The organism is Massilia phyllosphaerae (assembly GCF_034659755.1).
GTDB classification, from domain to species: Bacteria; Pseudomonadota; Gammaproteobacteria; order Burkholderiales; family Burkholderiaceae_D; genus Telluria; species Telluria phyllosphaerae.
The window spans coordinates 1-13,426 of the sequence record NZ_JAXSQX010000012.1 but is presented as its reverse complement, the minus strand read 5'-3'; the positions used below and the strand labels follow the sequence as shown (position 1 = coordinate 13,426).

General features: G+C 63.8%; 11 protein-coding genes and 2 rRNA genes. 2 read left to right on the top strand and 11 right to left on the bottom strand.

What is annotated here, in order from left to right:
• Positions 1-17: 17 nt before the first annotated feature.
• On the bottom strand, positions 18-1,220 hold the full coding sequence (locus U1H99_RS28940; protein WP_323144952.1) for an MFS transporter: 1,203 nt from the start codon (positions 1,218-1,220) through the stop codon (positions 18-20).
• A 63-nt stretch (positions 1,221-1,283) separates the two neighbouring features.
• Positions 1,284-2,333, bottom strand: a complete 1,050-nt coding sequence (locus tag U1H99_RS28935) for an NAD(P)-dependent alcohol dehydrogenase (RefSeq protein ID WP_323144951.1) — start codon at positions 2,331-2,333, stop codon at positions 1,284-1,286.
• Between the two features lie 295 nt (positions 2,334-2,628).
• On the opposite strand from U1H99_RS28935, the gene U1H99_RS28930 reads away from it, so the two are divergent.
• On the top strand, positions 2,629-3,339 hold the full coding sequence (locus U1H99_RS28930; RefSeq protein ID WP_323144950.1) for a trimeric intracellular cation channel family protein: 711 nt from the start codon (positions 2,629-2,631) through the stop codon (positions 3,337-3,339).
• Here the strand turns inward: U1H99_RS28930 and U1H99_RS28925 are convergent.
• The 3 genes from U1H99_RS28925 to U1H99_RS28915 form a co-directional block, all read right to left on the bottom strand.
• Positions 3,336-3,923 (bottom strand): VPLPA-CTERM sorting domain-containing protein, encoded by a 588-nt coding sequence (locus tag U1H99_RS28925; RefSeq protein WP_323144949.1) that lies wholly within the window; start codon positions 3,921-3,923, stop codon positions 3,336-3,338. The two genes, U1H99_RS28930 and U1H99_RS28925, sit on opposite strands and share 4 nt — an antisense overlap.
• 167 nt (positions 3,924-4,090) lie before the next feature.
• Positions 4,091-4,804, bottom strand: coding sequence for an SDR family oxidoreductase (locus tag U1H99_RS28920; RefSeq protein WP_323144948.1), 714 nt, complete (start codon positions 4,802-4,804; stop codon positions 4,091-4,093).
• An 87-nt stretch (positions 4,805-4,891) separates the two neighbouring features.
• Positions 4,892-5,488, bottom strand: coding sequence for a TetR/AcrR family transcriptional regulator (locus tag U1H99_RS28915; protein WP_323144947.1), 597 nt, complete (start codon positions 5,486-5,488; stop codon positions 4,892-4,894).
• Between the two features lie 103 nt (positions 5,489-5,591).
• On the opposite strand from U1H99_RS28915, the gene U1H99_RS28910 reads away from it, so the two are divergent.
• Complete coding sequence (locus tag U1H99_RS28910) at positions 5,592-6,302, top strand: hypothetical protein (protein ID WP_323144946.1); 711 nt, start codon at positions 5,592-5,594, stop codon at positions 6,300-6,302.
• Here U1H99_RS28910 and U1H99_RS28905 read toward each other — a convergent pair.
• The 6 genes from U1H99_RS28905 to U1H99_RS28880 form a co-directional block, all read right to left on the bottom strand.
• Positions 6,288-7,655 carry an MBL fold metallo-hydrolase gene (locus U1H99_RS28905; RefSeq protein WP_323144945.1) on the bottom strand — a complete coding sequence of 456 codons (1,368 nt, stop codon included), beginning with the start codon at positions 7,653-7,655 and terminating at the stop codon, positions 6,288-6,290. The two genes, U1H99_RS28910 and U1H99_RS28905, sit on opposite strands and share 15 nt — an antisense overlap.
• 47 nt (positions 7,656-7,702) lie before the next feature.
• Complete coding sequence (locus tag U1H99_RS28900) at positions 7,703-9,001, bottom strand: glycoside hydrolase family 28 protein (RefSeq protein ID WP_323144944.1); 1,299 nt, start codon at positions 8,999-9,001, stop codon at positions 7,703-7,705.
• A 100-nt stretch (positions 9,002-9,101) separates the two neighbouring features.
• Positions 9,102-10,703, bottom strand: coding sequence for a phytoene desaturase family protein (locus U1H99_RS28895; RefSeq protein ID WP_323144943.1), 1,602 nt, complete (start codon positions 10,701-10,703; stop codon positions 9,102-9,104).
• Between the two features lie 92 nt (positions 10,704-10,795).
• Positions 10,796-12,814: a GIY-YIG nuclease family protein gene (locus U1H99_RS28890; RefSeq protein ID WP_323144942.1), complete on the bottom strand. Its 2,019-nt coding sequence runs from the start codon at positions 12,812-12,814 to the stop codon at positions 10,796-10,798.
• A 260-nt stretch (positions 12,815-13,074) separates the two neighbouring features.
• Positions 13,075-13,187 (bottom strand): 5S ribosomal RNA (rrf, locus tag U1H99_RS28885).
• Positions 13,188-13,313: 126 nt separating this feature from the next.
• Positions 13,314-13,426: ribosomal RNA gene (locus U1H99_RS28880) — 23S ribosomal RNA — on the bottom strand; the annotation flags it as partial.

Here is a 13,426-nt window from a genome sequence, read left to right as displayed (position 1 = left end):
GCAGGGTGCGTCCGCGTTCAGGCTGCTGCTTCGCGCCGCGCCGCCCGTGCAGCCAGCACCGCCATCGCGGCGCCCGCCAGCAGCATCAGGGCGCTGGTGCCGAAGGTCGCGCCATAGCCGACGGCGTCGAACAGGAGCCCGCCGACGCTGGCGCCGAGCATGATCGACAACTGCACCGTAGCCACGATCAGGCCGCCGCCGGCTTCGGCGTCGTGCGGCAGGGTCCGGGCAAGCCAGGTCCACCAGCCCACCGGGGCTGCCGTGGCGACCAGGCCCCAGCATGCCAGCAGCACCGCCGCGACAGGCACCGAGCCGCCGAATGCGGCCAGCAGCACGCCGATCGCCGCCATCAGCACCGGAATCACGACCAGCGTGCGGTACATGCCGTTTTCCAGGAAGCGGCCGATGAAGGTGGTGCCGATCACGCCCGCCACGCCGACCAGCAGCAGGAGCAGCGACAGCGTCTGCACGCCGGCATGCGTCACCGATTCCAGGAATGGGCGCAGGTAAGTAAACAGCGTGAACTGCCCCATGAAGAACAGGCCGCTCGCGGCCATGCCGAGCGCCACGGCCGGCCGCTTGAGCAGCTTCAGCACATTGGCCGAGCCGGATGACCGTTCGCGCCGCATCGGCGGCAGGCTCACAACCTTCCAGGCAAAGGCCAGTGCCGCCACCGGCACCACGCAGAAGAAGGCGCCACGCCAGCCGATCACGCCGCCCAGGTAGCTGCCCAGCGGCGCCGCGACTACCGTCGCCAGGGCGTTGCCGCCGTTCAGGATCGCCAGCGCGCGCGGTACCTGCGCCGGCGGTACCAGGCGCATCGCGGTGGCCGCCGACAATGACCAGAAGCCGCCGATCGCGATGCCGATCAGCGCCCGCCCGACCATGAACATCGTGTAGTCGGGGGCGTAGGCCGCCACCGTGCCGGAGCTGATCATCAGGCCGGTCAGCGCCAGCAGCAGCACCTTGCGGTCGAGCCGTCCGGCCAGCACCGGGATCAGCAAACTGGTTGCCAGGGCAAAGGCGCCGGAAATGGCGATCGCCTGGCCGGCCTGGCCTTCGCTGATGTGCAGCTCGGCGGCCACCGGCGTCAGCAGGCTGACCGGCATGAATTCGGACGCGACCAGCGCGAATGCGGCCAGCGACAGGGCGCACACGGCGCCCCATGCCGCGGGCTGCTCCAGGCGTGCGCCGGGAGCGATGGAAATATTTGGATTCATCGACAGGAAAAGAAAAAGCCGCCCCCGCGCAGCGCACGGGCGGCGGCTTGAAAACTGAGGGCGTTACGCTGCGAGGGTCGCGTTATCGATCACGAAGCGGTACTTGACGTCGCCCTTGAGCATGCGCTCGTAGGCCTCGTTGATTTCGTCGGCGCGGATCATTTCGATGTCGGCGACGATATTGTGCTCGGCGCAGAAGTCCAGCATCTCCTGGGTTTCCGGGATCCCGCCGATCATCGAGCCGGCGATCGCGCGGCGCTTGGTGATCAGGTTGAACACCTGCGGCGACGGGTGCGGCGTGGCCGGGGCGCCGACCAGCACCATGGTGCCGTCGCGCTTGAGCAGGTTCAGGAAGGCGTCCAGGTCGTGCGGTGCGGCCACCGTGTTGACGATCAGGTCGAGCGTCTTGGCACGCGCCGCCATCGCTGCCGGATCGCGCGACACGACCACTTCGTGGGCGCCCAGCGCTTCCGCATCCTTGATCTTCGATTCCGAGGTGGTGAAGGCGACCACGTGGGCGCCCATCGCGCGCGCCAGCTTGATGCCCATGTGGCCCAGGCCGCCGATGCCGACCACGCCGACGGTCTTGCCCGGACCCGCGCCCCAGTGGCGCAGCGGCGAGTAGGTGGTGATGCCGGCGCACAGCAGCGGCGCCACGGCGGCCAGCTGCTCTTCCGGATGGCGCACGCGCAGCACGAAGCGCTCGTGCACCACGATCTGTTCCGAGTAGCCGCCCAGCGTGTGGCCGGGGGCATCCTGGGTCGGGCCGTTGTAGGTGCCGACCATGCCGTCGCAGTAGTTTTCCAGGCCGTCCTCGCAATCGCCGCAGTGCTGGCAGCTGTCGACCATACAGCCGACGCCGACCAGGTCGCCGACCTTGACGCCGTGCACGTGGCCGCCGACCGCGGACACGCGGCCGACGATCTCGTGGCCCGGCACGCACGGGAACAGCGTGCCGGCCCATTCGGCGCGCACGGTATGCAGGTCGGAGTGGCATACGCCACAGAAGGCGACGTCGATCTGGACGTCGTGCGCACCCGGTACGCGGCGAACGATGTCGAGGGATTCGAGCGGCTTGTCGGCGGCCAGCGCGCCATAGGCTTTCACAGTCATGTTGTCCTTTGAAGATGTCATGGTGGTCGGCGGTCCATCCCCGACCCAGCGCGCATGATAATGGCAAATCGTCACAAGCGGGCGCATGAATACTGCATGACCTTATGATTGGCAGTCATGAATCGAGCTTGCGATTGATGAACGTAATTACGATAACCCGACAATGCCGCTACTGATTCATGCCGCTTTGGCCGGGCACAGCTCTTCCGCGGCAGGCGCGCAAGCCTCATAATGTCCCGTTGTCCGCGGCGCGCCCGCGCCGGACGTACCGATTACCGAATCCAGGCTTGACGAGATGTTTCCCGCTGTTTCATTTAATGCTGTTGCACTTGATGTAGGCACCGCGCTGCGGACCCTGGTCCTGACGCTCGACCTGCTCGGCACCTTCGTGTTCGCGCTCAGCGGCGCGGTGGCGGGCGTGCGCCGCCGTCTCGACCTGTTCGGCGTGCTGGTGCTCTCGTTTGTTGCCGCCAACTCGGGCGGCATCGTGCGCGACTTGCTGATCGGCGCCACGCCGCCGGCCGCGATCGGCGACTGGCGCTACCTGGCGGCGTCGATCATGGCCGGCGTACTGATCTTCTTCTGGCATCCGGGCCTGCGCCACCTCCGCAACACCGTGCTGGTGCTGGATGCGGCCGGGCTGGGCTTGTTCTGCGTGGCCGGCGCCCAAAAGGCGCTGGTGTTCGGCGTGCAGCCGTACATGGCGGCGCTGCTCGGCATGCTGACCGGGATCGGCGGCGGCATCGCGCGCGACGTGCTGCTGTCCGAGATCCCGGCCGTGATGCGCGCAGAGGTATATGCGGTGGCGGCGCTGGCCGGCGCCACGGTGGTGGTCGCGGGCGATGCCCTGGGCTGGCACAGCGCCACGATGGCCTGTGCCGGTGCGGCGCTGTGCTTCGTGCTGCGCCTGGCCGCGATTCGCTACGACTGGCATCTGCCGGTGGCGCGCAGCGGCGAGGCCGACGCCGCTGCGGCAGAAGCCGATCGCGGACGCGACGGGCGTTAGGAAGGCTTGCGCACGGCGCGGCGGCGGCCGGCGCAAGCCAGCGCGCCGAGGCCGGCGCCGAGCAGCAGCAGCGAGGCCGGCTCCGGTACCTCGCCCGGCTGGTCCGGCCCGCCTGCCGCTTCGACGTTGAAGGTCAGGGTGCCAAAGTTCCACTGGCCATCCGGCCCCGTCAGGTCGTCCACATCCTCGTAGAACTCCAGGCGCAGGATACCGTCGGCGCCGACATTGAAGTCGACGCCGAGGGCGACCAGATCGTAGGAAGCGGCATAGCTGGCGGTCCCCGACAAGTCGTTGCCGGAGGCCGGCGAGACGGTGAAGCCGGTACCCAGGCTCGAGTCGGACACCGCCAGTCCGAGTTCCGACAACCAGCTCGGTGCGTAGGCACTCAGGTTGACCGCGAACGAAAAACCGGTGATGGCCGAGTTCGCGCCGACGTCGAAGGTCAGCACCGTATTCGCAGGATCGGTAAACAATGCATTGCTCTGGACGTTGGCAAGGTTGACCACCAGCGGCGCAGCGAACAAGGATGAACTAGCGAAGACCGACAGGCTGACCAGCAATTTACTGACAGACCTCAACAACATGGCAACCTCCTTGCATAAGAGCTTACAAGGCAAGCAACAGTCGTGCCTAACATTTTTATTTCCGTATGCCCTTGATTCTAATCGGAATATTTTTAGGAATTATTTTCCCTTAAGGAACTATGTAAAATCCGGCGACAGCAGAGCTACCGGATCCGAGACAAGCTGCATCAGCTTTCGCGCGCCACACTGTCGAGATAAATCCCCGGGTCGGCTGCCAGTCCCTGCCGCACCCGCTGCGACAGCTCGTCGATCAGCACCTCCTTCGCGCCGTCTTCCAGCGCCGCATACGCCTTGGCGACGACATCCGCCGGCGCCAGCTTGGGCAGGTCGATGCCGCGCGTCAGATCGGTATCGATGAAGCCGACATGCAGTCCCAGCACCTGGGTACCCTGCCCCTGCAGCGCGATGCGCAGGCCGTTGGTCACGCTCCACGCGGCCGACTTGGTGGCCGCATAGGCACCCAGGCCCGGCGTACTGATCCAGCTGGCCACCGACAGCACGTTGAGGAAGGCGCCGCCGCCGTTGCGCGCCAGGACCGGGGCAAAGGCCTGGCTGACGCGCAGCAGGCCGGACACATTGGTGTCGAACATGGCACGCAGGGCGTCGATGCTGGCCGGGTCCAGCAGGCCGCCCATGGTGGCGATGCCGGCATTGTTGACGACCAGGGTAGCGTCGCGGCAGGCGGCAGCGGCGGCATCCACCTGGGCCGGGTCGTTGACGTCCAGCCGTACCGGCACCACGCCCGGCAGCGTGACGCTGGCCGGGTCGCGGGCACCGGCGTAGACCTTGCTGGCGCCGGCGGCGAGTGCCTGGCGGGCGAATTCCAGGCCCAGGCCGCGGTTGGCGCCGGTGACGAGGACGATTGCATTGTCGAGTTTCATGCTGGCTCTCCTGATGGTCGAAATATGATGCTCGTCATATTCGATGGTAAAAAAATGCCGCGGCCTGCGCCGGCGGCACCCGTGAAATCAGCCCGCCACGGCGGGATGGTCGTATTGGTTCACCAGCGCATCCCTGCAACTGCGCAGCACGGCGTTGCGTGGTTCGGCTTGCAGCACCCGGGCGATCTGGACGGCGCCGACCAGCGTGCTGGCGATCACCATGCCGGTGCCGGCGGCACTGCCCGCGGGCAGCGCCCGCTCCACCGCGCCGGCTAGATGCAGCACGCGCCGCTCGGCCACCTGGCGCAGGGCCGGCTCGCCGCGCGCCAGGTCGGCGCCGAGCGCGGCCACCGGGCACCCCTGCTCGAGCGACTCGACATGCCGCGCCGACAGGTACTCTTCTATTAGCGCGCGTAGCGCACTGGCCCCCTCGGCGATACGGGCCTGGAGACGTTCGCGCATGCGCGCCGCACTCTGTTCGCCGGCGTGCTCGACGGCAGCAGCCAGCAAGGCGTCGCGCGATCCGAAGTGGGCATAGAAGCCGCCGTGGGTCAGCCCCGCTTCCTTCATCACGTTGGCGACGCCGAGGCCGGCATAGCCGTCGCGGCAGATGGCGCGGGCGGCGGCGTCGAGGATGCGTTCGTGCGATTGTTCGCGGCGGGTCTGCTTGAGGTCCGTGGACATGGCGACGGCATTCAAAATATGATGACCTTCATATTATTGTCATCATATTTTACTGTCAAGCGTTTGCACTACAATGGCCGTCCGTTACCGTATAAGAGAAGACATGAGCACCACCGACCTTCCTTTCCGCGCCGCCACCGGCGAAGCATGCGCCTGGCTGACACTGCAGACCGGCACGCCCTGGACCCTGGCGCATCTGCTCGGGCACGGCCTGACGCCCTATGTCTGGCTGGACTATGACGCCGCCATGCCCGAGCTGTTCGGCGATGCCAACGGCGGCTATGCAGCGCCCGTGTTCTTCGAAGGCGACGTCGCCCGCCTTCTGGCCGGCAGCGACGACGTGCTGATCACGATGACCAAGGACGCGTACAGGATTGCGGTGCACCTGCCGCCACCGGGCCTGCGCTATCCGATCGAGGCGCTGCGCTTCCAGAAGAAGGACCTGGAAAAGCTGGCGGGCAAGCTGAAGCACGAGGCCGTGGCGGTGCAGAAGACGCCGCCCCCGGCGGCCGAATCGCAGTTCGGTATCGGCAAGGCCGAGGTGCTGGAAGCATTCGGCCGCATCGTGCGCATGGACCTGGACAAGGCGCTGGACGAAGCCATTGGCATCTTCGGCGACGACGGCGCGCGGGTAAAGGCGAGTGCGCGCAAGTCGAAGCGCAACGCGGTCTGGAACCCGGTCACGCTGGCGCTGGGACTGCACGACGTCTACCGTGCCCCTTTAGGCGCCCTGAAACGCGCGTTCAAGACGCACGGCTTCCTGCAGGCGTGGGAAGGCGATTGGGAGCAGTCGCTGGCTTTACTCGGGAAATGAACGCGCCAGCAGGCGCCGCAGCTGGGCCGCCTGGTAGGCGCCGAAGGTGTCGCTGAACAGGCTGCGGATCAGCGGGTCGTCGACCACGTCGGCGTCTTCGAGGTCGCGCTCGGTGGCGGCGTCGAACACCGTGTCGTTGATGCGCAGGTACATCGTGGTCAGCGACTCGCCCTCCTCCAGCGCGCCGTACAGCTTGGTGGCCGGGATCTCGGTGGCCCAGCCGAGCGGCGCATCGCTGTCGTCGAGCCGCGCCGGGCCGCCGGGTTCGAGGCGGTAGCGGAAATGCGTCGCCTGCCCCGCATGGTCGAGCAGCGACAGGCGCCAGATGCGCGGCTGGTCGAAGTAGTCCGAGGCGGCGTCGATTTCGCCGTATTTTGCCGGCAGCGTGGTGCGGCAGTAATCCAGCACGCGCGCAAACTGGTCGGGCGACAGCGGCGCGAAGTGGCGCGCGATGGCCGCGGTGGGCGGCGGCGCGGCGTTGCCTTCATACACGTAATCGACGTCCTGCGGGCCGACCGGGATCACCCAGTCCAGCGGCGGCGCCGGCCGCAGCGAGGCGGCGTCCAGCTGCACCGATACCGACGGATCGAGCCGCACCACCTGCGCCGCCGGCAGCGCCGCGCCGACCTCGCGCGCGAACTGCGCATAGGTGATCGGGAAGAAGGCGCGGTTGTACCAGGACCACGGCTCCTGCAGGAACTGGCAGGAACTCGGCACCACGTAGCGCGGCGCCAGCGCCTGCAGCTGCGGGATCCATTCCTCCGGCAAGGTCGGCGGCGCGGGCGTCGAGCGCGAGGGCGCCAGCACCTCGATTTCGCGCATGGTCTGGAACGGCCACAACACCATGTCCCACGGCCCTTCCCGCACCAGCTGGGCCAGGGTGCCGTCGTCGATCCAGGAATCGACCACGTTCAACACGTTCAGCCCGGCCGCCTTCACCTGGAACATCGAATCGACGTCGGCATCCATCGCTTCGCGCGGGATCACCTGGAACGGGCCGACCGTCACCGGCACGTTCAGGCGCAGCGGGTGCACCTGCGTGAAACCCAGCCGACGCACCATGTCGAACAGTTCGTCGAATATGCAGTAGATATGGATCGGCGTCGCGCGGTCCAGCAGGTCGAGGCTCTCGAGCGAGCAGTGGTCGTCGTGGAAGTGCGAGATGAACACGGCGTCGAAGCGCTGCCGGCGGATCGCGTCCTGGTCGAAACGCAGGTCCGGAAAGGCGTGGCAGTTGCGGCTGAACGGATTCTCGAAGATGGTGTCGAAGGCGATGCGCGTGCCTTCGCAGGCCATCACGTAGCCCGCGTGGAGGATTCTGGAGATAGTAATGCCGGGTGCTGCCTGGGTCATGGTCGCCTCGCTGCTGGAGGCGGCATTTTACAACCTTGGCGGCGCCATCAGACCGAGAACGGCTTGCCGTTCACGACCACGTTCTCCAGGCGCAACTTGCCGGCGCCGCTGACCTCGAATCCCTCGCTGGCCAGTTGTACGTCGATGTCCTTCAGCAGGATGTCGCCGATCTCGGTCTGGCCCGGGTTCGGCTTGATCGTGCCCAGCGTGCCGAAGCGGCCCTTGATGTTTTCCAGACTGATGTTGCGCACGGTCGAGCGCGGCGGTGCGGCCCCTTTCAGGTCGACATACTGGGTCCAGGGCTGCATACTGATCACCGCGCCGCCGGCTGAATCCAGGGTCAGGTTGCGCAGGTGGATGTCTTCGTATTGCTGCGGCGTGTCCGGACGCAGCTTGAGCACGGCGATGTTGCCTACGCCGGTCGCCGTGCAGTCCTCGACCACGACGTCGCGCACCAAGGTGGCCTCGCTCCCCAGCGTCATGACCGAATGGCCGCGCCGGAACACGCAGTTGCGCACGCGGATATGTTCGACCGGCGGGCTGTCCCGGTCTTCCAGCGCGTGCGGGCCCTTCGAGCCCTTGGCGGCGATGCAGTCGTCTGTCACCGAGAAATGACAGCCCTCGATGGTCACGTCGCGGCAGCTGTCGAGGTCGATGCCGTCGGTGCTGGGCGCCTGCTTGTAGTCGTCCGGCACCTGGAAGCGCGCGTTGCGCACCGTCACGTCGCGGCAGTCGTACAGGTGCAGGTTCCAGAATTGCGAGTCCTTGAAGGTGATGCCCTCGATGGTGACGCCGCGCGAGCGCTCGATCAGGCCCAGGCGAGCGCGCGGCACACCAAGGTTGGGGAAGTTGCGCTTGTCCGGCGCGGCGTTGCGCAGCTTCCAGAACAGGTCCCAGACCGGACGCCCGGCGCCGTCCAGCGTGCCCTCGCCGCTGATCTTCAAGCCGTCGCAGCCGCTGGCGTTGATCAAGGCCGGATTGAAATGATCTTCGAAGTGGCCTTCGATGCGCGTGCGCCGCACCGGAAAATGCTTCATGTCGGTCGAACACTTCAGCACCGCCCCCTGGTCGAGGTGCAGGTGCACCCGCGGCTTCAGGAACAGCGCGCCGCTGACGAAGACCCCGCGCGGCACCACCACCGTACCGCCGCCCTGGCTGGCCACATGGTCGATCGCGGCCTGGATCGCGCGGGTGTTGACCGTGGCGTCGTTCGTGGCGTCGTCGTCGATGGCGCCGAACTCGGTGATCGAGCGTTGCCGCGGCGCCGGCGTGGCCGCGTGGAGCGCCGTGGACCAGAGTGGCGAAGCGAGCAGGGTCAGGGCGAGGCGGCGGCGTGTCGGGTCCAAACGGGTCTCCGGTAGGCGGTTCTGTTTGCGGCCATCATACCCGGCGTCGGGACGGGTGTTGCGATCAACTTGCTGCGTGAATTGGCATGCCACTGCCGCGTCAGCGTGGGCGACGGCCCAGGCCGCGCAGGATTTCGCGGGCGGCGTTGTGGCCGGGCGCGCCGGTCACGCCGCCACCGGGATGGGTGCCCGAACCGCAGGTGTACAGGCCGGCGAGCGGTCCGCGGTAGTCGGCATGGCCCAGCATCGGGCGCGCCGAGAACAGCTGGTCGAGCCCGAGCGCGCCGTGGAAGATGTCGCCGCCGACCAGTCCGAAGGTGCGCTCCAGGTCGAGTGGACTCATGATCTGGCGGCCCAGCACCGCGCGCTTGAAGTTCGGCGCATGGCGGTCCACGGTGTCGATCATCAGGTCGGCCACCCGTTCGCGGTGCAGGTCCCAGCTGGCACCGTCGGGCAGTTCCGGCGCCACGTGCTGGCAGAACAGGCTGGCCACGTGCTGGCCGGGCGGCGCCAGGGTCGCATCCAGCGTGGACGGAATCAGGAGTTCGACGATCGGCGCGCGCGCCCAGCCGAAGGCGCGCGCATCGTGGTAGGCACGCTCCATGTACTGCAGGCTGGGGGCGATGATGATGCCGCTGCCGTGGTGCTCGGCCGCTTGCCGCCCCGGCAGGCAGCTGAAGTCCGGCAGCTCGGACAGCGCCACGTTCATGCGGAAGGTGCCGGACCCGCAGCGCCAGGCCTGCATGCGCCGCAGGAACTCCGGCGGAATCGCACTTGGGTCGACCAGGCGGGTATACAGCAGACGCGGGTTCAGGTTCGAGACCACCACGCGCGCGTCGAGCCGCTCGCCCTTGGCGGTGACGACGCCGGTGGCCCGGCCTCCATCGAGCAAGACCTGGTCGACCGCGCAACCGGTGCGGATATCCACGGCCCGCTTTTGCGCCGCCGCCGCCATCGCCTGCGTGATCGCGCCCATGCCGCCGACCGCGTGGCCCCATGCGCCCTTCTTGCCGTTCACTTCGCCGAACACGTGATGCAGCAGCACGTAGGCCGAACCGGGCGAATACGGACTGGCGTAATTGCCGACCACGCTGTCGAAGCCGTAGGCCGCCTTGATCGGCGCGCTGTCGAACCAGCCGTCCAGGTAATCGCCGGCGGACTTGGTGAACAGGTCGAGCAGGCCGCGCTGCGCCGCCAGCGGCAGCTTGCGCATGCGGTTGCCGAGCTTGCCGGCCTTGATCCATTCGGGCAGCGCGGCCAGCCAGCCGCCTTCCACCAGGTTCGGCGGCGTCTGCAGCACCAGTTCGCGCAGCACATCGGCGGCGCACTCCAGCTGCGCGGCATAGGCGTCGAGGCGGCCGGCATCGCGTTCGGAAAACTTTGCCACCTCGCCGGCGGTCCTGCCGGCGCCGATCTTCAGGTAGCGTCCATCCTCGAGCGGCAAGAAGTTGGACAGCGGCCGCTCGAGGATACGCAGGCCGTGCGCGGCGAGGTCCATGTCGCGGATGATCTTCGGGTTGAGCAGCGAGACCGTGTAGGCAGCAACCGAGTTGCGAAAGCCGGGATGGAATTCCTCGGTGACGGCTGCGCCGCCGACGACGGCGCGCTTTTCCAGGACCGTCACCTTCAGGCCGGCGCGGGCCAGGTACCAGGCGCAGACCAGGCCGTTGTGGCCGCCGCCGATGATGAGTGCGTCGAACATCTGATTTATCCCGGAATACGTCAGCATTCTGCATCGACATCAAAGAGATGGTCCTCACTTAAATAGCGGGTCCAAATGTCAGGTGTGATGTATCAGTCAAGCTTATTGACCGACTCGGCGCCCTCCGAATGCGCTGTCGATTCCTGCATGTCTGTCAATTTCAGCCAGTCTGGAAGCCGCCCGGCTTTTCTGAACCAGGCAATCGAGCTGGTAAAACTATCGGCACTTGCATACTTCTGCTGCAAAATAGGTAGTGCTCGCCAGGCAGCAGCGATCGAATCGAAATGTACCCACGTGATGCCATCGAAGACCGAGATCGCTAGCGCCGCGTTATGCAGCCGGTGTCCAACACCATTTGCTCGAGCAATTACAGTGGACATTTTGGCGTCCAGTGTCACAGGGTACAAGGGCATCTCGTCCCATCCGATTACATTCAAGAATGGATCGAAACACTTTCCTTTTTCAAAAAACGCCTTGCGTCGTTTGCTGTACAAAGCCGAGGCCGAATTCTTTGCGCTTTCTCGATAAGCATCGATCTCAATCAATGTCTTAAAAAATTTTCCATTGTAAAGGAAACCCGAATGGGGAACGCGAGGATCGACCCGCTGCATCTCTTCATAGCTGGGTTGTTGAGTTCTGGAATCGTAGACGTTGAACCCTTTGGGAAATGGCGTAGGATGCGTCGGATCGTCGGCTTGTTGTTTCCATTTTTTAAAGTATGTGTGTACGGCGCCGTGACTCAAGCCATAATAAAGTGAGGCCATCTGCATGCTGGGAAATAATTTTCCCGCGACCTTCACATAAGAATCAAGCTGTCCGGAACTGATGAGGAATGGGTCGATTTCAGGATAACGTGGATTTCCTACCTCATCAGGGATATTGAGTCCAGCTGGAAAAACTCCAGCTTCTTTGTATCGCTTGATCTGAGCCCGGAAGCTGCCATAATCGATGACATCGGCGTGACGGTACATGGCATAGGCGTCCATGCTCGTGTCGTATAGAACGCCGTCCACCATAACAGGTTCGGCTACGAACGAGGTTAAGAACTCGCCTGCTTGCTTGCGTGCGCGTTGCGATATCGAATCGCTGCGCTCTTCGAATAATGGATTACCTTCCTCATTCAAAATGTTGAAACCGGTGGAAAAATGGTTTAACGATGTCATTCGTCGAAAGCGGGCCGCAAGATTCGATGGCGTACCGACATCTTCCTGCTGCGCGGCTTGTGACAGAGTATAGTATCGATTTCCGTTGACCACGTAGCGCGGATAGGAATATTTTGTAGTCCAGGCCCTCTCATAGCCTGCTTCCCTGTTAGCTTTTATCTGCTCTTCGATCTCATTACGACTGATCTCCAGGTAAATCGGACGGCCCTCCTCGATATAATTGAAACCTTCAGGGAAGTAACCCTTTTTCGCCCAATAGCTGTACCAGGCCTTGAATGTTCCATAGTCCGTACAGTAACCTGAATCGACACTGACATCGAACGCAACCGCGATTTGCTCTGCGCTATGCGCCGTGAAGGCGTCCTTGATACCTGCGTAATCCTTGTCGGCAAATCTGACCGGTTGTTTGGCGTTTTCGCTCAGTATCTTCAATACGTGTTCAGGCATTTCAAGACCGCTGACACCCTCTCCCCCGTCGGTCATGTTCGTCAGAATACCTGTGTTGTTATTCTTGCGTCCCCACGCTTTGATTAGCTGGATTTCCAGTTCTTTTGCATAATTTTCCGAGTGACAGGGAACGATCTGTATAAGGACTTTATTCCTGTCAACTTTACGTATGACGTGGATCTTGTGTTTGTTACTGCTGGTGGCATAATCGACTTTCGCTGCTGCTTGGTAGTAGTGAAACGCGAAGCGCCTCTTGACTCCTTTTCCGACGTAAAAAGGCTCTGGCTCACCGTCCAGAACACGATCCGGACGCCTCAGGACATATACGTACTCTTCCACCGTATCGTCAATCGCCAACAACGATGATTTGATAACATCAGGATAAAGAAATGCAGGAAGTTCGCCGATATACGGGACGAGAAAATGCCCGCAGACGGATGGTGGGTTGCTCCGTTGCCCTTCGGGGCCGGTCCCACTCGCTTTTACTTGTTCGTCTCTCATCTCGTCCCCTCTGCTTGATTCCCGGTTTTGAACAGCCATATTCAACCGCTGCATATGCACGATCTATGTTGAAGTATATGCCGTTTCGTTTGGCAAAAGATAGACACTGCTGAGGTTGCAACTAGTTTCTATAGTTGAGCGATTTTCGGCAGGAGAGCAGGTGCGAATGGAAGGCTCAACGCAAAAAACCCCACTCGGCTTGCCGGGTGGGGTTTTGCATTACTGCTTTACTTGCTGCTGCTTTCACAGCATATTAATTAGCCTGACGATAACCTACTTTCACACTGGTTGCAGCACTATCATCGGCGCAAAGTCGTTTCACGGTCCTGTTCGGGATGGGAAGGGGTGGTACCGACTTGCTATGGTCATCAGGCATAACTTGTACGAGTGCGCTTCGCTTGTGCTGGGCGCCACTCTGAATCCGGAAGAAGTATTTAGTTTTTTGAATCTGGGTATCAACAAACAGCTGTCATCTCAACCTTGTTACTGCCAAGGTTATAGGGACAAGCCGTACGGGCAATTAGTACTGGTTAGCTTAATGCATTACTGCACTTCCACACCCAGCCTATCAACGTCCTGGTCTCGAACGACCCTTCAAGGAGCTCAAGGCTC

Excerpts from the sequence above, each read along its gene's own strand:
- U1H99_RS28915 (WP_323144947.1), bottom strand. The coding sequence starts at position 5,488 with ATGTCCACGGACCTCAAGCAGACCCGCCGCGAACAATCGCACGAACGC.
- U1H99_RS28890 (WP_323144942.1), bottom strand. The coding sequence starts at position 12,814 with ATGAGAGACGAACAAGTAAAAGCGAGTGGGACCGGCCCCGAAGGGCAA.
- U1H99_RS28910 (WP_323144946.1), top strand. The coding sequence starts at position 5,592 with ATGAGCACCACCGACCTTCCTTTCCGCGCCGCCACCGGCGAAGCATGC.
- U1H99_RS28935 (WP_323144951.1), bottom strand. The coding sequence starts at position 2,333 with ATGACTGTGAAAGCCTATGGCGCGCTGGCCGCCGACAAGCCGCTCGAA.
- U1H99_RS28895 (WP_323144943.1), bottom strand. The coding sequence starts at position 10,703 with ATGTTCGACGCACTCATCATCGGCGGCGGCCACAACGGCCTGGTCTGC.
- U1H99_RS28905 (WP_323144945.1), bottom strand. The coding sequence starts at position 7,655 with ATGACCCAGGCAGCACCCGGCATTACTATCTCCAGAATCCTCCACGCG.
- U1H99_RS28920 (WP_323144948.1), bottom strand. The coding sequence starts at position 4,804 with ATGAAACTCGACAATGCAATCGTCCTCGTCACCGGCGCCAACCGCGGC.
- U1H99_RS28930 (WP_323144950.1), top strand. The coding sequence starts at position 2,629 with ATGTTTCCCGCTGTTTCATTTAATGCTGTTGCACTTGATGTAGGCACC.
- U1H99_RS28925 (WP_323144949.1), bottom strand. The coding sequence starts at position 3,923 with ATGTTGTTGAGGTCTGTCAGTAAATTGCTGGTCAGCCTGTCGGTCTTC.
- U1H99_RS28940 (WP_323144952.1), bottom strand. The coding sequence starts at position 1,220 with ATGAATCCAAATATTTCCATCGCTCCCGGCGCACGCCTGGAGCAGCCC.